The sequence below is a fragment of the Bacillus mobilis genome, assembly GCF_001884045.1.
Lineage (GTDB): Bacteria > Bacillota > Bacilli > Bacillales > Bacillaceae_G > Bacillus_A > Bacillus_A mobilis.
Genome location: NZ_MACF01000046.1, coordinates 409,645 through 431,823 on the forward strand (window position 1 = coordinate 409,645; position 22,179 = coordinate 431,823).

Sequence of the window (22,179 nt, forward strand, 5' to 3'; positions counted from 1 at the left end):
TGACGATGAGCCATTTGTTAACGATGAGTGAATTATCGGAAGTAGAAATTTCAGAAATCCTAAAAGACGCAGAAGATTTCGCGAATGGAAAAGAGAGCAAAACGACAGAGCAAACTTTTGTTGCGAACTTGTTCTTTGAGAATAGTACGAGAACGAGATTTAGCTTTGAAGTTGCTGAGAAGAGATTAGGACTTGAAGTTTTAAACTTTTCAGCTGATGCATCTAGCGTACAAAAAGGAGAAACTTTATACGATACGATAAGAACACTAGAATCAATCGGAACAAAAGCGGTAATCGTCCGCCATGAGAAAGATCGCTACTTCGATGAACTGAAAGATCAGGTAAATATCCCAATCTTAAACGCTGGAGATGGATGTGGAAACCACCCAACGCAGTGCCTACTCGATCTTCTTACAATTAAACAAGAGTTTGGAAGATTTGAAGGATTAAAGATTGCGATAGTAGGAGATGTTCGTCATAGCCGAGTAGCACGTTCTAATGCAGAAGCATTAACGAAACTGGGTGCAACAATTTACTTTGCAAGTCCAGAAGAGTGGAAAGATGAAGACAGCACATTTGGAACATACAAACCATTAGATGAACTTGTTCCAGAAGTGGATGTAATGATGTTACTTCGTGTACAACATGAGCGTCATGATCATTATGAAACAGACATTATGAAAGAGTATCATGAGAAACACGGATTAACAGTGGAAAGAGAAAAGCGTATGAAAGAAGGAAGCATTATTATGCATCCAGCTCCTGTAAACCGTGATGTTGAAATTGCAAGTGAACTTGTTGAGTGTGAGCGTTCACGCATATTTAAACAAATGGAAAATGGAGTTTACGTAAGAATGGCTGTACTAAAACGCGCCTTACCAAATGTATTAGGAGGAATGAAACATGAATTACTTGTTTAAAAATGGTCGTTATATGAATGAAGAAGGAAAAATCGTAGCAACAGATCTTCTCGTACAAGACGGTAAAATCGCTAAGGTAGCAGAAAATATTACGGCAGATAATGCTGAAGTAATCGAAGTGAACGGAAAGTTAATCGCACCTGGATTAGTAGATGTACACGTACATCTTCGTGAACCAGGTGGTGAACATAAAGAAACAATTGAAACAGGTACACTAGCAGCGGCAAAAGGTGGATTCACTACAATTTGTGCAATGCCAAATACACGCCCAGTACCAGATTGCAGAGAACATATGGAAGACTTGCAAAATCGTATTAAAGAAAAAGCGCATGTCAACGTACTACCATACGGAGCAATTACAGTACGCCAAGCGGGTTCTGAAATGACAGATTTCGAGACGTTAAAAGAACTTGGAGCATTTGCTTTCACTGATGACGGTGTAGGCGTACAAGATGCTAGCATGATGTTAGCTGCTATGAAGCGTGCAGCGAAATTAAATATGGCAGTGGTTGCGCACTGTGAAGAGAATACTCTTATTAATAAAGGTTGTGTACATGAAGGGAAGTTTTCTGAGAAACACGGATTAAACGGTATCCCATCAGTATGTGAATCTGTACATATTGCAAGGGATATACTGCTAGCTGAAGCGGCAGATTGTCACTATCACGTATGTCACGTAAGTACGAAAGGATCTGTACGTGTAATCCGTGATGCGAAACGCGCTGGAATTAAAGTAACAGCAGAAGTAACACCTCACCATCTAGTGTTATGTGAAGATGATATCCCATCAGCTGATCCTAACTTTAAAATGAACCCACCGCTTCGTGGAAAAGAAGATCACGCAGCATTAATTGAAGGTTTACTAGATGGAACAATCGATATGATCGCAACTGATCATGCACCGCATACAGCGGAAGAGAAAGCACAAGGAATTGAAAGAGCACCATTCGGAATTACTGGTTTTGAAACAGCATTCCCACTTTTATACACAAACCTTGTGAAAAAAGAAATTATTACATTAGAACAGTTAATTCAATTCTTAACAGAAAAGCCAGCTGATACATTCGGCTTAGAAGCAGGTCGCCTGAAAGAAGGCAGAACAGCTGATATTACAATCATTGATTTAGAACAAGAAGAAGAGATTGACCCAACAACATTCTTATCAAAAGGAAAAAATACACCATTCGCAGGTTGGAAATGCCAAGGATGGCCGGTAATGACAATCGTTGGTGGTAAGATCGCATGGCAAAAGGAGAGTGCATTAGTATGAAAAGACAACTTATCTTAGAAGATGGAACAGTATTAATTGGAAAAGGTTTCGGAGGAGAAATCGAAAAGTCAGGTGAGGTTGTATTTACAACAGGAATGACTGGATATCAAGAAACATTATCTGATCCATCATATTGCGGTCAAATCGTAACATTCACGTACCCATTAATCGGAAACTACGGCATCAACCGTGACGATTTTGAATCGATTCATCCATCTGTAAATGGTTTAATCGTAAACGAAATTTGTGATCACCCATCAAACTTCCGTAATGAAATTTCGTTAAATGATTACTTAAAAGAAAGAAATATCCCAGGCTTAGCAGGAATTGATACGAGAAAATTAACGAGAAAAATTCGTCAATACGGTACATTACGTGGGCGTCTATGTAACATGGATGCAGATGTAGAATACATCGTGAGCCAATTAAAAGCGACAGTATTTACAGATCACGTGAAACGCGTATCAACGAAAGATCCATACCCAAGCCCAGGCCGTGGACACCGAGTTGTACTTGTAGACTTCGGAATGAAACATGGTATTTTAAGAGAATTAAATAAACGTGATTGTGATGTAATTGTAGTACCTTACAATACAACAGCAGAAGAGATTTTACGCCTTAGCCCAGATGGAATTATGTTAAGTAACGGACCTGGGGATCCAAAAGATGTACCAGAAGCAATTGAAATGTTAAAAGACATTATCGGTAAAGTTCCTTTATTCGGAATTTGCCTAGGACATCAATTGTTCGCTCTAGCATCTGGTGCGAATACAAGTAAGTTAAAATTCGGTCACCGTGGTTTAAATCATCCAGTAAAACATCTTGCAACTGGAAAAGTAGCAATTACATCTCAAAACCATGGTTACGCAGTAGAAGAAGAATCAGTTAAAAATACAGAACTTGAAATTACACATGTCGCTTTAAATGATGGAACAGTAGAAGGTCTTCGTCATACGAAGTTCCCAGCATTTACAGTACAATACCATCCAGAAGCTTCAGCAGGACCAGAAGATGCAAATGATTTATTCGAAGATTTCTTAGCAATGATTGAAAACTTCAAGAAAGAAGGGGAAGAGTTATGCCAAAACGCCTAGACATTAACACAATTTTAGTAATCGGATCAGGACCAATTGTAATTGGGCAAGCAGCAGAGTTTGACTACTCTGGTACACAAGCTTGTCAATCTCTTAGAGAAGAAGGTTACAAAGTAATCCTTGTTAACTCTAACCCAGCAACAATTATGACAGATACTGCAACAGCAGATAAAGTATACATTGAGCCTTTAACATTAGAATTCGTAAGCCGAATCATTCGTAAAGAACGTCCAGATGCAATCTTACCAACATTAGGTGGTCAAACAGGCCTGAATATGGCTGTTGAACTTGCGAAATCAGGCATACTTGAAGAGTGCGGAGTTGAAATTTTAGGAACAAAATTATCAGCAATTGAGCAAGCGGAGGATCGTGATTTATTCCGTACATTAATGCAGGAATTAAATGAACCAATTCCATCTAGTACCATTATCCATACGCTAGAAGAAGCACATGAATTTGTAAAAGAAATTGGATATCCAGTTATTGTTCGCCCAGCATTTACAATGGGGGGAACAGGTGGCGGAATCTGTAGTAATGAAGAAGAACTAATTGAAATCGTATCAGGTGGATTAAAACATAGTCCAGTAACACAATGTTTATTAGAAAAGAGTATTGCTGGTTGTAAGGAAATTGAATATGAAGTAATGCGTGATTCAAATGATAACGCGATTGTAGTATGTAACATGGAAAATATCGATCCAGTTGGAGTTCACACAGGTGATTCTATCGTTGTGGCACCGAGCCAAACATTAAGTGACCGTGAATATCAAATGTTACGAAACACTTCATTACGAATTATTCGTGCATTAGGAATTGAAGGTGGATGTAACGTTCAGCTTGCACTTGATCCACATAGCTTCCAATACTATGTAATCGAAGTAAACCCACGTGTAAGTCGTTCATCTGCACTAGCATCTAAAGCAACTGGATATCCAATTGCAAAGCTAGCGGCAAAAATTGCAGTCGGTTTAACATTAGATGAAATTATAAATCCAGTAACACAAAAAACATACGCTTGTTTCGAACCAGCATTAGACTATGTTGTTTCAAAAATTCCGCGCTGGCCATTTGATAAGTTTGAATCAGCAAATAGAACGCTTGGAACGCAGATGAAAGCAACTGGTGAAGTTATGTCAATCGGACGTAACCTAGAGCAATCATTATTAAAAGCGATCCGTTCTTTAGAACTTGGCGTTTATCACTTAGAGTTAGCGCATTTAAAAGAGCTTGATAAAGAGACAATGAAAAAACGCATTATAAAAGCTGATGATGAGCGACTGTTTATTGTAGCAGAAGCAATTCGTCAAGGTGTAACGAAAGAAGAAATCAACGATTGGTGTGAAATGGACTTCTTCTTCTTACAAAAAGTTGAAAACATCGTAAATATGGAACGCGAAGTAAAAGCAAATGTAGGAAATATGGAAGTACTACAATCTGCGAAAGAAATGGGCTTCAGTGATCACTACATTGCAGCAGCTTGGAACAAAACAGAGCGTGAAATTTACGATATGCGTAAAGAAAGCAATATAACTCCTATTTATAAAATGGTAGATACTTGTGCGGCAGAGTTTGAATCTGCAACACCATACTACTACAGCACATATGGTGACGAGAATGAATCGGTTAGAACAGATCGTAAGAGTGTTGTCGTACTAGGGTCTGGTCCAATCCGTATCGGTCAAGGTGTTGAGTTTGACTATGCAACAGTTCACTCTGTATGGGCAATTAAAGAAGCTGGATATGAGGCAATCATTGTTAATAATAACCCAGAAACAGTTTCAACAGACTTCAGTATTTCTGACAAATTATACTTTGAACCATTAACAATCGAAGATGTAATGCACATTATCGATTTAGAAAAGCCAGAAGGTGTTATCGTCCAATTCGGTGGACAAACGGCGATTAACTTAGCGGCTAAATTAGAAGCTCACGGTGTGAAAATCTTAGGAACATCACTTGAAGATTTAGACCGTGCAGAAGATCGTGATAAGTTTGAAGCAGCTCTAACACAGCTTGGTATCCCGCAACCAGTTGGTAAAACAGCAACGACTGTAGAGCAAGCAGTAGCAATCGCTGACAAAATTGGTTACCCAGTATTAGTAAGACCATCTTACGTACTAGGTGGACGTGCGATGGAAATCGTATATCGTCAAGAAGAACTGCTGCACTACATGAAAAATGCGGTTAAAGTTCACGCTGATCACCCAGTATTAATCGATCGTTACATGGTTGGTAAAGAAATTGAAGTAGATGCAATTTCAGACGGTGAGAATGTATTCATTCCAGGTATTATGGAACATATTGAACGCGCTGGAGTTCACTCTGGTGACTCAATCGGAGTATATCCACCGCAAAGCTTATCTGCAAAACTGAAAGAACAAATTATTGAACATACAATTGCACTTGGAAAAGGTTTAAATATTGTTGGATTACTAAATATCCAGTTTGTAGTATTTGAAGATCAAGTGTATGTAATTGAAGTAAACCCACGTGCGAGCCGTACAGTACCATTCTTAAGTAAAATTACAGGTGTACCGATGGCGAATGTTGCAACGAAAGTTATTTTAGGTCAAAATCTTGTAGAACAAGGATACGGAACTGGTTATCACCCAGAAGAGAAAGAAGTGTATGTAAAAGCACCGGTATTCTCATTTGCGAAACTACGTTCAGTTGATACAACATTAGGACCTGAAATGAAGTCAACAGGGGAAGTAATGGGGAAAGACTTAACACTTGAAAAAGCATTATACAAAGGGTTAGTTGCTTCTGGAATTAACATTCCAACGCACGGATCAGTAATCATTACTGTAGCGGATAAAGATAAAGAAGAGGCGATGGAAATTGCAAAACGTTTCCATGAAATCGGCTATAACTTATTAGCAACAGCTGGAACAGCACAATCGTTAGCAGAGCAAAACATTCCAGTACAAGTTGTAAACAAAATTGATTCTGAAGACTACAACTTACTAGACATTATCCGTCAAGGAAAAGCGCAGTTTGTAATCAATACATTAACAAAAGGCAAACAACCAGCGCGTGATGGTTTCCGCATTCGCCGTGAATCAGTAGAAAATGGTGTGGCTTGCTTAACATCACTTGATACAACGAGAGCAATCTTACGAGTACTAGAATCTATGACATTCTCAGCTCATTCAATGAAAGAAATTACGCAAACAAAGCGTCACGAGGTGGTACATGCATGATGCAAAAGCAAAATATGATCGTCGTTAATCAAAAAGAAATCGCAAAAAACATTTACGAATTAGTGCTTCAAGGAACGTTAGTACAGCAAATGAACGAACCAGGGCAGTTTGTACACATTAAGGTAGCAGAGGGCATTGCGCCCCTTCTGCGCCGCCCGATTAGTATTTGTAATGTAGATCAAGAGAAGAACGAATTTACAATGCTATATCGTGCAGAAGGACAAGGGACAAAAACATTAGCAACTAGAAAAAAAGGTGAAATGGTAGACGTACTAGGACCACTAGGACACGGTTTTCCTGTAGAAGAAGCAGAAGCTGGTCAAACAGCTTTACTAGTCGGCGGGGGGATTGGCGTACCACCACTTTATGAATTATCACAGCGCCTTGTTGCAAAAGGTGTACGCGTAATTCACATCTTAGGTTTTCAAACGAAAGATGTCGTTTTCTATGAAGAGAAATTTGCAGAACTTGGTGATACGTACGTTGCGACAGTAGACGGTACACACGGCACAAAAGGATTTGTCACAGATGTAATTGATAATTACGGAATTGACTTTGATATTCTTTATTCATGTGGTCCGTTAGCGATGCTTCGTGCATTAGAAGGACGTTACAAAGAGAAAAAAGCTTATATTTCTTTAGAAGAACGTATGGGCTGTGGTATTGGAGCTTGTTTCGCATGTGTATGCCACTTACAAGAAGATCCAAGTGGACATTCTTACAAGAAGGTGTGTAGCGACGGACCAGTATTTCCAATCGGGGAGGTTGTACTATGAACAGATTGCAAGTTGAATTACCGGGATTATCATTAAAAAATCCAATTATACCGGCATCTGGATGCTTTGGATTTGGTCGTGAATATGCACAGTTTTACGATTTAAGTGTACTAGGATCAATCATGATCAAAGCGACGACAGAACAACCACGTTATGGAAATCCGACGCCTCGTGTTGCTGAAACACCGGGCGGCATGTTAAATGCAATCGGACTTCAAAACCCAGGGTTAGAAAAAGTAATGAATTCTGAATTACCATGGTTAGAACAATTTGATCTTCCAATCATTGCGAACGTTGCAGGCTCACAAGCTGAGGATTACGTAGCGGTTGCAAAGGAAATTTCTAAAGCGCCTAATGTCCACGCACTAGAATTAAATATTTCTTGTCCGAACGTAAAAACAGGTGGTATCGCCTTTGGTACAAATCCTGAAATTGCTGCTGATTTAACGAAGCGAGTAAAAGAGGTTTCTGAAGTACCTGTATACGTGAAGTTGTCACCGAACGTGGCAAACATTGTGGAAATTGCAAAAGCGATTGAAAATGCAGGTGCAGACGGTTTAACGATGATTAATACATTGCTTGGTATGCGTCTAGATTTAAAAACAGCTAAACCAATTTTAGCAAACCGTACAGGCGGATTATCAGGTCCTGCGATTAAGCCAGTAGCGATTCGTATGGTACATGAAGTAAGCAAAGCGGTTAACATTCCAATTATCGGAATGGGTGGTATTGAAACAGCGGAAGATGTAATTGAATTCTTCTACGCTGGCGCAAGCGCAGTTGCAGTAGGTACAGCGAACTTTATCGATCCGTTCGTATGTCCAACAATTATTGAAGAGTTACCAAGACTATTAGATGAATTAGGATTTGATCACATTTCGGAATGTCAAGGAAGGAGCTGGAAGCAAACATGTCACAGTCGTTAATCGTTGCACTAGATTTTCCAGGGAAACAAGATGTAGAACAATTCTTGCGCCACTTTGAAGGGGAAGAGTTATTTGTCAAAGTTGGTATGGAGTTATTTTATAAAGAAGGTCCTGCGATTATTACGTACTTAAAAGAAAAAGGACATAAGATCTTTCTAGATTTAAAACTTCATGATATTCCGAATACAGTAAAAAGCGCTATGCGTAGCCTAGCTAGTCTAGATGTTGATATGGTAAATGTTCATGCTGCTGGGGGAAGCAGTATGATGAAAGCTGCGATTGAGGGATTAGAGGAAGGTAAGCAAGAAGGAAAAGAGAGACCGATTTGTATTGCAGTTACACAACTAACAAGCACTTCGGAAGCTATGATGAAAAAAGAGATCGGCATTGAGAAAACGTTAGAAGAAGCGGTTGCTCATTATGCAAAACTAACGAAAGAAAGTGGACTTGATGGCGTTGTTTGTTCAACACTTGAAGTTCCAAAATTACGTGAAGTATGCGGAAATGAATTTGTAACAGTAACACCGGGGATTCGTCTTGCAAGCGATGATGTAAATGACCAGGTGCGCGTAGCAACACCGAAACGTGCGAGGGAACTTGGCTCAAGCTACATCGTAGTTGGACGTAGTATTACAAAAGCAGAAAATCCGCTTGAAGCGTATAAAACAGTAAAACAACAGTGGGAAGGTGTAACAGTATGAAAAAAGAAATCGCATCGCATTTATTAGAAATTGGAGCAGTATTTTTACAACCGAATGATCCATTCACTTGGTCTTCAGGTATGAAATCACCAATTTATTGTGATAACCGTTTAACTTTATCTTATCCAAAAGTACGTCAAGCAATTGCAGCTGGATTAGAAGAGTTAATTAAAGAGCACTTCCCAACTGTAGAAGTTATTGCAGGAACAGCAACTGCTGGTATTGCGCACGCTGCATGGGTAAGTGATCGTATGGATTTACCAATGTGCTACGTACGTAGTAAAGCAAAAGGTCACGGTAAAGGGAACCAAATCGAAGGAAAAGCTGAAAAAGGTCAAAAAGTAGTAGTAGTAGAGGACCTAATTTCAACTGGCGGTAGTGCAATTACATGTGTAGAAGCACTTCGCGAAGCTGGCTGTGAAGTATTAGGAATCGTATCAATCTTCACATACGAGCTAGAAGCAGGAAAAGAAAAACTAGAATCAGCTAACGTAGCATCATATTCTTTAAGCGACTACAGTGCATTAACTGAAGTAGCAGCAGAAAAAGGTATGATCGGACAAGGTGAAACGAAAAAATTACAAGAGTGGCGTAAAAATCCAGCTAACGAAGCTTGGATCACAGCGTAACACGAAAAAAAACGACCGCGGGGGAACGCGGTCGTTTTTTTATATTATTGTTAAAAATTCATGTAAAGAACAGATAGTAGGAACATCACAATTGAGTTGCAAGTTATCCCGATTTAACCATACCCCTTGCATTCCAGCTGCTGTACTACTAATTGCATCTGTTTCTAATCGATCGCCAATATAATAGCAATCTTTCATTTCAAGATTCGATTGTAATACAGCTCTTTGAAAAATTTCAGGGTTTGGTTTCGATATACCAATTTCACTAGAAGTAAATATGCATTTGAAATATTGTAGAATGTTTAGAGCGGTTAATTTTTCGACTTGTTGTTCATAGTCACCATTACTAATGATACCTAATGAGTGTCCACCATGCTGCAAGGTCTGTAATGTATAGTGTACATCTTCAAACAAGGTCCAGTTGTTCTTATATAGTTCTATATATTGATTGAATCTGTGCTGAGATTCCTCGGGTGATAAGTTTAATCCATATGTTTTAAATAAATGATACATTCGCATCCCTTGTTGTTCTTGAAAAGATAATTCTTTGGATAAAAATTTGTTGAAATATTCTTCGGATAATTCATGCCAGACTTTCATGGCCTCTAATTCATTATCTGAAAAAATAGTACTATATACTTGAAAGAAATCTATAATACCATTTCTTTCCGCGGTCTCATAATCAAGTAAAGTTCCGTCGATATCAAAAAAAATCATATGACAATCTCCTCGTTAATAACTATTTAGCGTTTTCCGCAACCTCATATCCTTTCACAAACAATAGCGTCATATAAGAAACAATAAATGAGAAGATGCTGTACATGCCAACCCAAAAGAAAAATTTTGGAGTAAAGGCGATAACACCTATTATTAAAAAACTAGCAAACGTTACAATCGGCATGACGTAATACGTTTTCGTCTTGCGTGTTCCAATAACAGAAACGATAAAGATAAGTAATGGACAAATTAATAAGACGAAAATCAATTCATTCATAGTTATGTCCCCTTTGCGAATGGAAGTAATCTGTTTCTCGTAAACGTTTTGAAATAAATACTCTCCTAATATAACTTCGCTAACATATACATAATCCCTTTTGAAAGCCAACAATTCATGATGAATTTTACAATGAAAAAACATAAGCAAGAGAACACTTGCTTATGTTATAGGATAAACATCGCAACGATGGTGGTGACAATTAAGCCAATCACAACTGGTAAAAAGTTTCGGCGTGCAAGTTCAAACGGATCCACTTTACAAATGGCAGCGGCAGGAATAAGCGCCCAAGGAATTAAAGTCCCGCCTCCGGTCCAGATTGCAGCAATTTGCCCAAGTGCTGTTAAGGTAGCTGTTCCATGCCCAAGTGCTGTTCCGAAAAGATTGGCAATCGAACCAGCAAGTGATATACCAGAAAAGCCAGATCCATCTAAGCCTGTTATGACACCAACGATCGTTAATGTTCCCGCTGATACATATTGGTTTAAAGGGACAGTTTGAGATAAGGCGATCCCTAAGTCGTTAATGATTCCATGTGAACCTTTCGGTAAATAGTCCCCAATAATTTTCACAAACCCGCTATCTCCTAAATAAAAGAGTGCAGCAATTGGGATAACTGGACCAAAGATTTTAAATCCAAACTGGAGCCCTTCTATAAAATAATCGGTCGTTTTATTTAGTCCATTACCTTTGTAGGCGATAAGGGAAATGATGATAATCATAATAACAGTTGTCCCGCCGATAAGTGCAGTTGCGTCGCTTCCTTGTAATTTAAATTGAATCATGCAAAGGATATCGATGGCATATACGATCGGAATGCAAATAGCGAGCCATTTTTTTGTCCGAGAAGATAATGAAGTGAGAGTTTTAGAAGACTCAGTTGATGGAATAGATTCTTGTATAGATAAGCCTGTATGAAATTCTTTTCGTAAGAAGAAAAATGCGACGGAAGTTGTCACAATGCCCATAACGATTACGAGGGGAACACTGGCAGAAACAACGCTGGAAACAGGAAGACCAGCAGCATCCGCTGTTAATTTCGGTGCACCTTGAATAACGAAGTCACCAGATAAGGCGATGCCGTGTCCGAATAAGTTCATAGCAATGGCAACTCCAATTGGCGGAAGACCGACGCGTACAGCGACGGGTAATAAAATAGCTCCCATTAAAGCGACAGCTGGGGAAGGCCAAAAGAAGAAAGAAATTGTCATCATCAAAAGGCCGATAATCCAGTAGGCGAGGGTAGGGGTACGAATCATTTTTGTAAATGGTGAAATCATCGTATCATTTATGCCTGTATGAACGAGTAGATTGCTTATTGATACGATAATGGAGATGATTAATATAGTTGGTAATAGCTCAGTAATAGCGTAAATGAAACTTTGAAAAATACCGCTAATGGCAAGAGGGATAGAACTTGTAGCGGTTAATGCTAATAAAAAGATAAAAACGATACAAATAATCGTCGTATCTTTCCGGAGAATAAAAAAGGCGATAATAGTGAGTAAACAAAGAATATAGAGAGCGTGTAACAGCGTTAATTCAACTCCCATAACATTCACATCCTTTAGGCATTCGTGTAGTTTATTGTATGAAAGCAGTGAAAGTATGTGAGTATAGGAAAAAGAAAAAGTGAAATTTCATGTACTGTAATGGTAAATGGATGTTACAATACAATTAATCCTAAAAATGGAATTTGAGGAGGGCTTATGCACAAAAAAATTGGATTTTGGGGATTCGTTATATCTTGTAGTCTATTAATCATTTTAAACCTGTTTACAAATAATGAATGGATCAGTATCATACCTGTTTTCGGGTTTGTATTTGTACTTTTATATAACTGGGATGATATGAAACAATATAGCAAGAAAAGTATTGGAATTATGATAGGTATCATTGTTGTTAGTTCGTTTGTCATAGGGTTTGTTTTAATAGAAGGTCAGAAGCAAATGGAGAAAATGTCTATTTTTCAAGAATGGATGTCGTCTGCAAAAGGTCTTTATATTGTCATTGTAGTAGTTATTTTTCTAAAAATTGTTATAAGCATAGCAAGTTACATATTAAAGGGAAAGTAGAATGGGGGAGTATGAATGAGAGAGAGAATAGGTTATTATGGTGTGCTCGTTTGTTTACTGTTATCTGTTATTTCAGGGCAATTTCTTAAAAGTGAATGGGTACCAGTTATATTATGTATAGGAGTATTGATTTTTGCACCTATGTATCGCTGGAATGAATGGAAAGCATATAGCCGAAAAAAGAAAATTGTTTTCAGCATCGAGTTTGTCATTATAATTAGTACAATTCCATTTTTATTATTGAAAGGGAATGAGATAATAGATGGAATTGTAATGTTTCAAGGATGGTTATTTATTGCGAAATTGATATATTTAATATGCATTTTAATGTTGGTAGCGGTAGTGGCCAAAAAAGTAAATGAAAAGCTTTTCGCTAATGAATAAAAGAAAATGCCACCTTATTCGGTGGCATTTTCTCATTTTACTGAATGAGCTTTTTGCATCTTTTTAATTAAACGAATTTGTCCGCGATGATTGATTTCATCTTCAAAAACGTGAAACCATTTAAAGTAGTTGTTTGCAGGTTTGTCATACCAAAATTCTGTCGTTTGAAATAGCCATTCATCAGGTAACGATTGAAAAGTCTCGATCGTCTTGGAACGTACTTCTTGTAATGAATTTATGTAAAATTCTATCGAGTTTCCTTTTATTTTCTCGCGTCCAAGATCACCTAACTCAATAGCAGGTAACCACCGTACTAACTCAGCCTCCGTTGGTTCACGGTCTTCAAAAGTATGAATCTGGTAGTAAAATTCAATAGCAGCCATATGGTACAAAAGCATGCCAATTGAGTTTGCTTCCTCATCATATAAATAATCAAGTTCTTCAATTGTTAAACCTTCCACCGCTTGCATTGTTGTGTAGCGAGCGTAATTCATCATGGAAACAAGTTTAGAAAATTCAGGATGTAAACCATCTATTTTATCAATTACAAAATTCAATTTAAATTCCCCCTCTTTAAACGATGACTCCAGAGAAAGAATTCTATGTGCAACGAAAAACTCCTTTAAATAGGCTATGATTTTAACAAGGGATAACAATTAGTTCCCGATTTGATTTTGTAATAACTTCATATCCGTCTTTTGTAATGACAATATCATCTTCAATTCTACAACCGCCCCAGTTTGGTATATAAATGCCTGGTTCCACTGTAACAACCATACCTTCTTCTAAAGTAGCTTTACTTTCTTGGGATAAGCGGAGAGGTTCATGAATTTCTAACCCAAGACCATGACCAGTAGAGTGTCCAAAATATTGACCGTATCCATGTTCTGTAATGTAATCTCTCGTTATATCATCGATATTTTTCGCAGTTTCCCCAGGTTTAATTGCTTCCGTCCCACGTTTTAACGCTTCTCGTACAATATTGTATATCTTTTTGAATTCTTCTGACGGTTCTCCAATTGCTACAGTACGTGTTATATCGGAACAATATCCATTATAAAGTGCACCGAAATCTAATGTAACGACGTCGCCTCGTTCGATTATTTTATTTGATGCAACTCCATGAGGAAGTGAAGAACGGACGCCAGAAGCTACAATGATTTGGAAGGAAGAGGATGTAGCCCCTTTTTTTCGCATGAAAAATTCTAATTCATCTCGTACATCATTTTCACTAATTCCTGGTTTTAGAAACGTAAGGATGTGGTGAAATGCTTCGTCAGCAATATTAGCTGCGATTTTCATTGTTTCTATTTCAGGCGTGTCTTTAATGATACGAATATTTTCGATGATTTCGCACACTTGAACCAATTCCGCATGTACGTATTTTTGTAAGTTTTTATATTGTTGCAATGTCATGTTGTTTTCTTCAATTCCGAGTTTTTGAATGTTTAATTTCGATACTTGATTTGCAATTTCTTTTTCTAAATTTCCTGTATGCATAATAATTTCAGCATCTTTTATTTGTGATTTCGCTTGATCTATATAGCGAAAATCAGTGATAAAAACAGCTTTATCCGCAGAGATTAAGACGACGCCAGCACTACCTGTAAAGCCTGTTGCATATTGGCGATTTTCTTTTTTTGTAATCAGTAATCCGTCAATTTCATAGTTTTGAAGTTGATTTTGGATTTTATTAATTTTCAAAGTCATGTTAATTCCCCCTATTCACAGTATTGAATAAAGCAAATAGCGTGCCAAAAAAATATTTTTAGAGAAAAAATAGCAGAAGTTGCATATATTTTAGGTAGGCAATTTTGCCCGCTATTTGTGGGTGGTGGGCTGCTCGTGAAATACAGATTATTTCAATTATCAGTGGGAGAATGAGAAAAATATCGATCCAAATTCACTTTCTTCACAAGGTGTCAAAAAATTTATACAAATTCGGAATAGCACTGTCAATTTTTTTGACAATATGGAAGAAAAGGATAAGAGATTTTTTAGTATATATTTTGAAAGTATGTCCTTTGTTTTAATATAAAATTAAATATATAAATATATAGCTGTTATTGATATAATAGGTAATTGTTGGATTTCTCTCGAAAATAGGGAAACGTAACGAATATGAAGGAATAAGGATTGTGAGTAATGAAGAAATTAAGTAAAGTAATGTCATTTTACTTGGTGGCTAGTATGCTAGTTGTAACAGGCTGTGAAAAAAGTGAAAACAAAGTTCAAGTAAATGAAACGATTGAACAGCTTGATGAAGCGCCAGAAGTGACAGAAAAAGAAGCGAAAAAGATTGTAAGAAAGAGTGTAGATGCAATAGCAAATGCATTTAGTGAGATGGAAAAAGAAAATGGATGGAGCCGAAATAATCCTGGAGATTTAGGTACAGCTAAAAAAGGCGTTAAGGGGCTAGTTTCAGATAAGTTTGTGGAGAAGGAGCTTCCAGGATTGCTTGATACATTTAATAGATCAAGGGAAACTGATATGTTACCATTTCCGATTCATATTGAGCCGGACGTGAGGATAACTTATTCACAGAAAAATGATGTTTTAAAGAGTGAGACGCTTACTCTTGCAAATGATATGGGGAATGAAGCGCAGATGTGGGAATTTGTTTTAGTGTATATCGATGGAAAATGGTTAATGGATAGATGGTCATCAAATACGTCAGTAGATTTAAATTTAACTAAAGAAGAAGCTAAAGAACTTCTTAGAGTACAAGGTTTCAAGAATGTCTCTTTTGTTAGAGAAGAGAATAGTGTAAATAAAAAATATATTTTTAAAGAAAGTAACGGAGTAGTTGCTGTCGACGCAAAAAACTTGGTTATTACTCACAATGTAGATGATGAAGAGCAAGAAAAGGTAACGAAAAAAGATTTTGTTCAAGAGCAAGAAACAGTTAAGGGGAATGATTCTAGTACGTATACTAGTTCAAAAAAAGAAACTTCATCAACTGTAAGTAAAACTAAGGTTTTAAATGAGTTAGCAGCTCTAGAAAACCAAGAAAAACATATAAATGCTATATCAACAAATGACATAGTAAATGAAATAGAAGAAAATTATCAACTGTGGGATAATAAACTAAATGAAATTTACAGCACATTAAAAAATACGATGTCAGCTGATGCGTTTCAGTCGTTGAAAACGAAACAAGTTGCATGGGTTAAAGAAAAGGAAAGTAAGGTTAAAGCCATTGCTATGGATGAAAATAATGGAACGATGAAATACATTGAAGCTGCAGATGAAAAATATAAGATGACAAAAGAAAGATGTTATGAATTAGTGAATGGGTACATGAACTAGTGTGAACGAATACAAAAAATGCGCTGCTTATAAGCAACGCATTTTTTTATATTTACGCTTTTAATTTCATTACAGTATCAGCATCCGGCGTTACATATACGGTTTGCTGATTGTCGTACGTAACAAAACCAAGTTTTGCACCACTCGGTTTTTTGACATGGCGTATTTTGGTGAAATCTACAGGAACAGAACTAGAATCTTTTGCTTTACTGAAATAGGCAGCGATTTTAGCAGCTTCTAACACAGTTTCTTCGGTAGGTTCAAGAGAACGAATGACAACATGAGACCCAGGGATATCTTTCGTATGTAACCAAATTTCATCACGACGGGCAAACTTCGTTGTTAAATAATCATTTTGCTTATTGTTTTTACCAACGAAAATCTCTGTACCATCACTTGCAAAATATTTATCTAATACTGGTTTGGTTGGCTTTTTCTTTGCGTTTTTCGTTTTACGATTGCGCATATAACCTTCTTCAGCTAATTCCTCACGAATTTCTTCAATATCTTTTGAAGATGCAGCTTCCATTTGTTGAAGTAAGCTATCAAAATAAAGAATTTCTTCATTTGTTTTTTCGATTTGTTCTTCTACAACAACAACTGAATTTTTTGCTTTTTGGTACTTTTGGAAATAGCGTTGCGCATTGTCAGATGGTGTTTTTAAAGGATCTAATGTAATTTTTACAGTTCCGCCATTTTCGTCGTAATAGTTAACGACTTCAATATCTTTATCACCTTTTTTCAAAGCGTACATATTGGCTGTAAGTAGTTCTCCAAATAGTTGATATTTATCTGCTTTTCCGGCATCTTGTAATGTTTTTTCTAGTTTAATGAGTTTTTTCTCATTTTTATTTTTTTCGTTTTGCATAAAGCGCTCTAAATCATAAGCTTGTTGTTTTACACGATCGCGCTCTGCTTTTCCGAAAAAGAAACGGTCTAGCAATTCACTAACAGATGAGAAGGTCTTGTCTTCTCCTTGCAAGTGTGCAAGAGGGAAAAGATAAAAGAATTCTTTCCCATTTGAAGTAGTCATTGTTGGTGAATATGTATGAGTTAGTAATGGTTTTTGTATGGAGAAAAATGCGTCCGCTAATGCTTTTTCATTTACCATACCTGCTTTTTTCACTACTTCTTTTGCGAATAACGGCGATATTCCCGTAAAGGTGCCGACAAGCTGTTTATCCATGTTTCCAGATAGAAAGTCTAGCGGCCTAATAAATTCATCATTTGTTTCAATCTGAAGTGGGTTAATTTTATGTTGTGCTGGTGGTGCAACATATTCCGCCCCGGCGTATACAGTTCGATGTCGGTTTACTGCTAGAGAAACGTGTTTTAAGCTATCTAAAATATTGTTTGTTTTTGTGTCTATTAAAATGATGTTACTATGTCGTCCCATTATTTCAATTACTAATGTTTTTAGCGATTCGTCACCAATTTCATTTCTGCTGCGAACTGTAATTTGAATAATGCGCTCTAAATCAATTTGTTCAATTTTTTCAATGAATCCACCTTCTAAATGCTTGCGAAGAAGCATACAAAACATTGGCGGAAGTGCGGGTGAATCGTAATTTTGATTTGTTAAGTGTAAACGTGCATATGTCGGATGAGCGGAAAGAATCAGTTTTTGATTTTTTCCGTTTGCTCGAATATGTAATAAAATCTCGTATTTTGAAGGTTGGTATATCTTGGAAATTCTTCCTGTGTAAAGAGAATTTGCAATTTCATGTGTAATTGCTCTTGTAAATAATCCATCGAATGCCATAAATGAACACTCCTTTCTAACTAAAAGTTAATTATAGCATTTTTTTGGACGAGGCTGAATAAGCTTTGAATAGAGTATGTCTGGAATCAGGAGGTCGATAGCGGGATGAACTGGTATGAAATGCGTGCACACGAAGTGGAAGAAAGAACGAATACGAATGTGAAGGTTGGACTTACAGAGAAGGAAGCAGAAGGGCGAATAAAAAAATTTGGTACAAATGAATTAGATGAAGCCAGAAGGCCTTCTGCACTGATGGTATTTTTGGCGCAGTTTAAAGATTTTATGGTACTTGTTTTATTTGGTGCAACAATCGTTTCAGCTTTTTTAGGTGAATACATTGATTCTATTGCGATTGTTGCGATTGTTATTATCAATGGTATTCTAGGCTTTTTTCAAGAAAGAAAGGCTGAAAAGTCACTGGAAGCTTTAAAAGAGCTAGCCGCCCCGCAAGTTACTGTAATGCGGAATGGAAAGTGGGTAAAAGCACCATCTAAAGCACTCGTTTTAGGGGATGTTATTAAATTTTCTAGTGGTGATCGTATTGGGGCAGACGTACGTCTTGTTGAGGCATCAAGTTTATATATCGAAGAATCAGCTTTGACAGGAGAGTCAGTACCAGTGCAGAAGAAGGTAGAAGCTCTGCAAGGGCAAGATGTTTCAATTGGTGATCAAAAAAATATGGCTTTTATGGGTACGATGATTACACGAGGAGCTGGAACAGGGGTCGTTGTAGCAACTGGTATGAATACAGCGATGGGCCAAATTGCAAATATGTTACAAAATGCAGAGCAGATGGAAACGCCACTGCAAAGAAGATTAGAGCAACTCGGAAAAATATTAATTATTGTGGCACTTATTTTGACAGCGCTTGTCGTATTAGCCGGTGTGTATCAAGGGAATGAAGTATATCATATGTTTTTAGCAGGCGTGTCGCTAGCTGTTGCTGCTATTCCTGAAGGATTACCAGCAATCGTTACAGTAGCTTTATCGCTTGGCGTACAGCGTATGATTAAAAAGAGAGCAATTGTAAGGAAGTTACCAGCGGTAGAAACGTTAGGATGCGCTTCTGTTATATGCTCTGATAAAACAGGAACAATGACGCAAAACAAAATGATGGTAACACATATGTGGTCAGGTGGAGAGTTATGGAAAGTGACGGGTCAAGGGTATGAACCTAATGGCTCTTTTTTGAAAGGTGAAAAAGAATGCGATCCAGCTAAAACAAAAGCACTGTATCAACTACTTACATTCGGTTCACTATGTAATAACGCAAATATTATTCAAAAGAAAAAGGCGTATGTATTAGATGGAGATCCAACTGAGGGAGCGCTTGTAGCTGCAGCAATGAAAGCAGGGATAACGCGTGAGGCACTGAAAGGGAAATTTGAAATTATTCGTGAATTTCCATTCGATTCAACTCGGAAAATGATGAGTGTTATTGTGCGAGATGGAGAAGGGAAAAAGTTTCTTGTTACGAAGGGAGCGCCAGATGTCCTCCTGCAAATGAGTCAAACGATTTTATGGGGGGATAAGCAACAACCGTTAAGTGAGTTATATAGAAAAGAAGTACAGGCAGCTATTCATAGCTTAGGTAGTCAAGCGCTTCGAACAATTGCAGTAGCATTTAAGCCGTTAAAAGTAACGGATTCTATTGAACATGAAAGAGACGTTGAAAAAGATTTTATGTTGGTCGGGATACAGGGAATGATTGATCCGCCAAGACCAGAGGTAGAACAGGCTGTAAAAGAGTGCAGAGAAGCTGGTATTCGAACAGTGATGATTACAGGAGATCATAAAGTAACAGCGATGGCAATTGCGGAACAATTAGGGGTTTTACCAACTGGTGGACGTGTTGTTGAAGGAGTAGAACTCGCGAATATGGATGTAGAGGAACTAGAAAGTGTTGTAGAAGATACGTATGTATTTGCTCGAGTATCACCCGAACATAAATTAAAAATTGTTAAGGCGTTGCAAAATAAAGGGCATATAGTAGCGATGACAGGTGATGGAGTAAACGATGCTCCGGCTATAAAAACAGCGGATATTGGGATAGCGATGGGAATTACAGGAACAGACGTTGCGAAAGAAGCTTCTTCTCTTGTTTTGTTAGATGATAATTTTGCTACGATTAAATCAGCAATTAAAGAAGGTAGAAATATATACGAGAATATACGTAAGTTTATTCGATATTTATTAGCATCGAACGTAGGAGAAATTTTAGTCATGTTATTTGCAATGTTACTTGCATTACCGCTGCCGATGGTTCCCATTCAAATTTTATGGGTGAACTTAGTTACTGACGGTTTACCGGCGATGGCATTAGGATTGGATAAGGCGGAAGGGGACGTGATGAAGAGAACGCCGCGTCATCCGAAAGAAGGGGTATTTGCTAGAGGGCTTGCATGGAAAATTATAAGCCGTGGTTTTCTAATTGGAGCAGTGACGTTAGTGGCGTTTATTATTGCTTATAATCAACATCCAAATGAGCTGAAATATGCACAAACTGTGGCGTTTGCGACGTTGGTACTTGCACAACTTATTCATGTATTTGATTGCCGAAGTGAACATTCTATCTTCCACCGTAATCCGTTTGGGAACGTGTATTTAGTAGGAGCGGTTATCATTTCTTTACTGTTAATGTTAGTGGTTATATATTACCCACCGCTACAACCGATCTTTAGTACAATGCCAATACAAGCGAGAGATTGGTTGTTAATTGGAGGCTTGTCATCAATTCCGACCTTCTTATTAGTAGGTTCTTTATTAACAGGGAAAAAGGGGAAGAAGGAAAAGCCAGTATTATATAAGAAGGGATTAAACTTGAAATAGTCAATGATATGAAAATGTGATATAATTTACAGAAGGTAGTAGAGCCTTGTCTCTATTACCTTTTTCATTGAGTTATTTCATGGCTTGGATGTGATAAAAAATGATTTGTAGTATGACAGGATTTGGAAGGTCGAGAGTGGAAAATGATACTTTTCAAATTACAGTAGAAATGAAATCGGTGAACCACCGTTTTCTAGAGATGAGTATTCGACTTCCGAAGCAAATGATGGTATTTGAAGACAAAATTCGTAAAATAATTGCAGAACAAGTTCGACGTGGGCGCATTGAAGTGTCTATTAGTATAACGGGTGAAGGGCTTGTTGAAAGAAAATTAAGTGTGAATTGGTCGCTTCTTGAGCAGTACCAATCGATTATGGAAGATATAAAAGGAAAATTTCAATTACAAGATTCTATTACACTTCAGCAATTAATGGCAATGCCAGAAGTAACAGCTATTGAAGAAGTAGAAAATGTAAATGAACAATTTGAGAACAGTTTATATGAGGCTGTTCGCCAAGCTGCTCATATGTTAAAAACGATGAGAGATGGCGAAGGAGAACGATTACATAAAGATATAGCGTATCGTTTACAAGAGATTCACAATTGTGTAAATGCAATTATTCCGCATGCACCGATTGTTACGCAAAAATATCGTGAACGATTAGAAAATCGCTTAAAAGAATTACATAATCAAGAACTAGATGAACAAAGATTGTTAACAGAAGTCGCAATCTTTGCAGAGCGTTGTGATATTCACGAAGAGTTAGTTCGTTTGCAAAGTCATTTAGAGCAATTTCGTGAAACACTGCAGATTGAAGAGCCTGTTGGAAGGAAAATGGATTTCATCGTACAAGAGATGCATAGAGAAATTAATACGATTGGTTCTAAGGCAAATGACTTAACAATTTCAAAATATGTTGTAGAAATGAAAAATAACCTTGAAAAAATTCGTGAACAAGTACAAAATATTGAGTAGCTTTCAAAAAATATATAAAGTTATACGTGGTGGAGAAATCGGATAGACTTACTAGGAGGCGCAAACTATGGCCATGCGGTTTTTAAATATTGGATACGGAAATATTGTATCTGCTCATCGAATTATTGCTATTGTAAGTCCGGAGTCAGCTCCTATTAAACGAACAGTACAGGAAGCACGCGAACATAATGCTTTGCTTGATGCTACGTATGGGAGAAAAACAAGGGCGGTTATTGTTATGGATGATGGGCATGTGGTATTAAGTCCAATTCAGCCAGAGACGATTGCACATCGTTTGAATAATAAAGAAGATTTAAGTGAGGAAGGGTAG

General features: G+C 37.4%; 20 protein-coding genes. 14 read left to right on the top strand and 6 right to left on the bottom strand.

The genetic code is table 11. From position 1 onward, the window contains the following. Window positions 1-5 precede the first annotated feature (5 nt). Genes pyrB through pyrE form a run of 8 tightly spaced genes read left to right on the top strand, consistent with a single transcriptional unit; the run spans window position 6 to window position 9,519 of the window. The gene (gene pyrB / locus BAQ44_RS07325) at window positions 6-920 is read left to right on the top strand and encodes an aspartate carbamoyltransferase (RefSeq protein WP_071721358.1); all 915 of its coding nucleotides are present in this window, start codon (window positions 6-8) and stop codon (window positions 918-920) included. Next, a complete protein-coding gene (gene pyrC / locus BAQ44_RS07330; RefSeq protein WP_063260445.1) occupies window positions 904-2,190 on the top strand; it encodes a dihydroorotase in 1,287 nt (428 codons plus the stop codon). The genes pyrB and pyrC overlap by 17 nt, the downstream gene beginning before the upstream one ends. After that, entirely contained in the window at window positions 2,187-3,284 is a 1,098-nt protein-coding gene (locus BAQ44_RS07335) for a carbamoyl phosphate synthase small subunit (protein WP_000828668.1), read from the top strand. Before pyrC ends, BAQ44_RS07335 begins: the two co-directional genes overlap by 4 nt. Next, entirely contained in the window at window positions 3,269-6,487 is a 3,219-nt protein-coding gene (carB, locus tag BAQ44_RS07340) for a carbamoyl-phosphate synthase large subunit (protein WP_061678234.1), read from the top strand. Before BAQ44_RS07335 ends, carB begins: the two co-directional genes overlap by 16 nt. Continuing rightward, complete coding sequence (gene pyrK / locus BAQ44_RS07345; RefSeq protein WP_061678233.1) at window positions 6,484-7,263, top strand: dihydroorotate oxidase B electron transfer subunit; 780 nt, start codon at window positions 6,484-6,486, stop codon at window positions 7,261-7,263. The genes carB and pyrK overlap by 4 nt, the downstream gene beginning before the upstream one ends. Beyond that, on the top strand, window positions 7,260-8,189 hold the full coding sequence (pyrD, locus tag BAQ44_RS07350; protein ID WP_071721361.1) for a dihydroorotate oxidase B catalytic subunit: 930 nt from the start codon (window positions 7,260-7,262) through the stop codon (window positions 8,187-8,189). The genes pyrK and pyrD overlap by 4 nt, the downstream gene beginning before the upstream one ends. Next, complete coding sequence (gene pyrF / locus BAQ44_RS07355; RefSeq protein WP_000083496.1) at window positions 8,174-8,890, top strand: orotidine-5'-phosphate decarboxylase; 717 nt, start codon at window positions 8,174-8,176, stop codon at window positions 8,888-8,890. Before pyrD ends, pyrF begins: the two co-directional genes overlap by 16 nt. Continuing rightward, window positions 8,887-9,519, top strand: coding sequence for an orotate phosphoribosyltransferase (pyrE, locus tag BAQ44_RS07360; RefSeq protein ID WP_071721363.1), 633 nt, complete (start codon window positions 8,887-8,889; stop codon window positions 9,517-9,519). The genes pyrF and pyrE overlap by 4 nt, the downstream gene beginning before the upstream one ends. A gap of 39 nt (window positions 9,520-9,558) precedes the next feature. Here pyrE and BAQ44_RS07365 read toward each other — a convergent pair whose 3' ends face one another. From BAQ44_RS07365 to BAQ44_RS07375, 3 genes are all read right to left on the bottom strand, one after another. Then, window positions 9,559-10,236: an HAD family hydrolase gene (locus BAQ44_RS07365; RefSeq protein WP_071721366.1), complete on the bottom strand. Its 678-nt coding sequence runs from the start codon at window positions 10,234-10,236 to the stop codon at window positions 9,559-9,561. A gap of 22 nt (window positions 10,237-10,258) precedes the next feature. Continuing rightward, complete coding sequence (locus BAQ44_RS07370) at window positions 10,259-10,513, bottom strand: YbeF family protein (RefSeq protein WP_025689243.1); 255 nt, start codon at window positions 10,511-10,513, stop codon at window positions 10,259-10,261. A 167-nt stretch (window positions 10,514-10,680) separates the two neighbouring features. Then, entirely contained in the window at window positions 10,681-12,066 is a 1,386-nt protein-coding gene (locus BAQ44_RS07375; protein ID WP_071721367.1) for a hypothetical protein, read from the bottom strand. Between the two features lie 156 nt (window positions 12,067-12,222). Here BAQ44_RS07375 and BAQ44_RS07380 point away from each other — a divergent pair, with 156 nt between their 5' ends. Both BAQ44_RS07380 and BAQ44_RS07385 read left to right on the top strand, forming a co-directional pair. Beyond that, on the top strand, window positions 12,223-12,588 hold the full coding sequence (locus tag BAQ44_RS07380; RefSeq protein ID WP_063260438.1) for a YoqO family protein: 366 nt from the start codon (window positions 12,223-12,225) through the stop codon (window positions 12,586-12,588). A 15-nt stretch (window positions 12,589-12,603) separates the two neighbouring features. Next, window positions 12,604-12,972 (top strand): YoqO family protein, encoded by a 369-nt coding sequence (locus tag BAQ44_RS07385; RefSeq protein WP_071721368.1) that lies wholly within the window; start codon window positions 12,604-12,606, stop codon window positions 12,970-12,972. A gap of 32 nt (window positions 12,973-13,004) precedes the next feature. On the opposite strand, the gene BAQ44_RS07390 is transcribed toward BAQ44_RS07385, so the two are convergent. Together BAQ44_RS07390 and BAQ44_RS07395 are read right to left on the bottom strand one after the other, a co-directional pair. After that, window positions 13,005-13,529, bottom strand: coding sequence for a DinB family protein (locus tag BAQ44_RS07390; protein WP_071721370.1), 525 nt, complete (start codon window positions 13,527-13,529; stop codon window positions 13,005-13,007). 82 nt (window positions 13,530-13,611) lie between these two features. After that, window positions 13,612-14,682: a M24 family metallopeptidase gene (locus BAQ44_RS07395; RefSeq protein ID WP_071721372.1), complete on the bottom strand. Its 1,071-nt coding sequence runs from the start codon at window positions 14,680-14,682 to the stop codon at window positions 13,612-13,614. A gap of 435 nt (window positions 14,683-15,117) precedes the next feature. On the opposite strand from BAQ44_RS07395, the gene BAQ44_RS07400 reads away from it, so the two are divergent. Then, the gene (locus BAQ44_RS07400) at window positions 15,118-16,281 is read left to right on the top strand and encodes a lysozyme inhibitor LprI family protein (protein ID WP_071721375.1); all 1,164 of its coding nucleotides are present in this window, start codon (window positions 15,118-15,120) and stop codon (window positions 16,279-16,281) included. A 52-nt stretch (window positions 16,282-16,333) separates the two neighbouring features. Here BAQ44_RS07400 and BAQ44_RS07405 read toward each other — a convergent pair whose 3' ends face one another. Further along, the gene (locus BAQ44_RS07405; RefSeq protein WP_063260433.1) at window positions 16,334-18,043 is read right to left on the bottom strand and encodes an Rqc2 family fibronectin-binding protein; all 1,710 of its coding nucleotides are present in this window, start codon (window positions 18,041-18,043) and stop codon (window positions 16,334-16,336) included. Window positions 18,044-18,148: 105 nt separating this feature from the next. Between BAQ44_RS07405 and BAQ44_RS07410 the strand changes: the two genes are divergently transcribed. The 3 genes from BAQ44_RS07410 to remA all read left to right on the top strand — a co-directional run bounded on the left by BAQ44_RS07410 (window position 18,149) and on the right by remA (window position 22,179). Continuing rightward, window positions 18,149-20,872: a calcium-translocating P-type ATPase, SERCA-type gene (locus tag BAQ44_RS07410; protein WP_071721377.1), complete on the top strand. Its 2,724-nt coding sequence runs from the start codon at window positions 18,149-18,151 to the stop codon at window positions 20,870-20,872. A gap of 100 nt (window positions 20,873-20,972) precedes the next feature. Continuing rightward, entirely contained in the window at window positions 20,973-21,848 is an 876-nt protein-coding gene (locus BAQ44_RS07415) for a YicC/YloC family endoribonuclease (RefSeq protein WP_061678224.1), read from the top strand. 67 nt (window positions 21,849-21,915) lie between these two features. Further along, window positions 21,916-22,179, top strand: a complete 264-nt coding sequence (gene remA / locus BAQ44_RS07420; protein WP_001251456.1) for an extracellular matrix/biofilm regulator RemA — start codon at window positions 21,916-21,918, stop codon at window positions 22,177-22,179.

What these genes read in the sequence shown, in the direction of transcription:
- pyrD (WP_071721361.1), top strand. Translation starts at nt 7,260, where the DNA reads ATGAACAGATTGCAAGTTGAATTACCGGGATTATCATTAAAAAATCCA.
- pyrC (WP_063260445.1), top strand. Translation starts at nt 904, where the DNA reads ATGAATTACTTGTTTAAAAATGGTCGTTATATGAATGAAGAAGGAAAA.
- BAQ44_RS07380 (WP_063260438.1), top strand. Translation starts at nt 12,223, where the DNA reads ATGCACAAAAAAATTGGATTTTGGGGATTCGTTATATCTTGTAGTCTA.
- pyrK (WP_061678233.1), top strand. Translation starts at nt 6,484, where the DNA reads ATGATGCAAAAGCAAAATATGATCGTCGTTAATCAAAAAGAAATCGCA.
- pyrF (WP_000083496.1), top strand. Translation starts at nt 8,174, where the DNA reads ATGTCACAGTCGTTAATCGTTGCACTAGATTTTCCAGGGAAACAAGAT.
- remA (WP_001251456.1), top strand. Translation starts at nt 21,916, where the DNA reads ATGGCCATGCGGTTTTTAAATATTGGATACGGAAATATTGTATCTGCT.
- pyrB (WP_071721358.1), top strand. Translation starts at nt 6, where the DNA reads ATGAGCCATTTGTTAACGATGAGTGAATTATCGGAAGTAGAAATTTCA.
- BAQ44_RS07375 (WP_071721367.1), bottom strand. Translation starts at nt 12,066, where the DNA reads ATGGGAGTTGAATTAACGCTGTTACACGCTCTCTATATTCTTTGTTTA.
- carB (WP_061678234.1), top strand. Translation starts at nt 3,269, where the DNA reads ATGCCAAAACGCCTAGACATTAACACAATTTTAGTAATCGGATCAGGA.
- BAQ44_RS07400 (WP_071721375.1), top strand. Translation starts at nt 15,118, where the DNA reads ATGAAGAAATTAAGTAAAGTAATGTCATTTTACTTGGTGGCTAGTATG.
- BAQ44_RS07395 (WP_071721372.1), bottom strand. Translation starts at nt 14,682, where the DNA reads ATGACTTTGAAAATTAATAAAATCCAAAATCAACTTCAAAACTATGAA.
- BAQ44_RS07415 (WP_061678224.1), top strand. Translation starts at nt 20,973, where the DNA reads ATGATTTGTAGTATGACAGGATTTGGAAGGTCGAGAGTGGAAAATGAT.
- BAQ44_RS07335 (WP_000828668.1), top strand. Translation starts at nt 2,187, where the DNA reads ATGAAAAGACAACTTATCTTAGAAGATGGAACAGTATTAATTGGAAAA.
- pyrE (WP_071721363.1), top strand. Translation starts at nt 8,887, where the DNA reads ATGAAAAAAGAAATCGCATCGCATTTATTAGAAATTGGAGCAGTATTT.
- BAQ44_RS07405 (WP_063260433.1), bottom strand. Translation starts at nt 18,043, where the DNA reads ATGGCATTCGATGGATTATTTACAAGAGCAATTACACATGAAATTGCA.
- BAQ44_RS07370 (WP_025689243.1), bottom strand. Translation starts at nt 10,513, where the DNA reads ATGAATGAATTGATTTTCGTCTTATTAATTTGTCCATTACTTATCTTT.
- BAQ44_RS07385 (WP_071721368.1), top strand. Translation starts at nt 12,604, where the DNA reads ATGAGAGAGAGAATAGGTTATTATGGTGTGCTCGTTTGTTTACTGTTA.
- BAQ44_RS07410 (WP_071721377.1), top strand. Translation starts at nt 18,149, where the DNA reads ATGAACTGGTATGAAATGCGTGCACACGAAGTGGAAGAAAGAACGAAT.
- BAQ44_RS07365 (WP_071721366.1), bottom strand. Translation starts at nt 10,236, where the DNA reads ATGATTTTTTTTGATATCGACGGAACTTTACTTGATTATGAGACCGCG.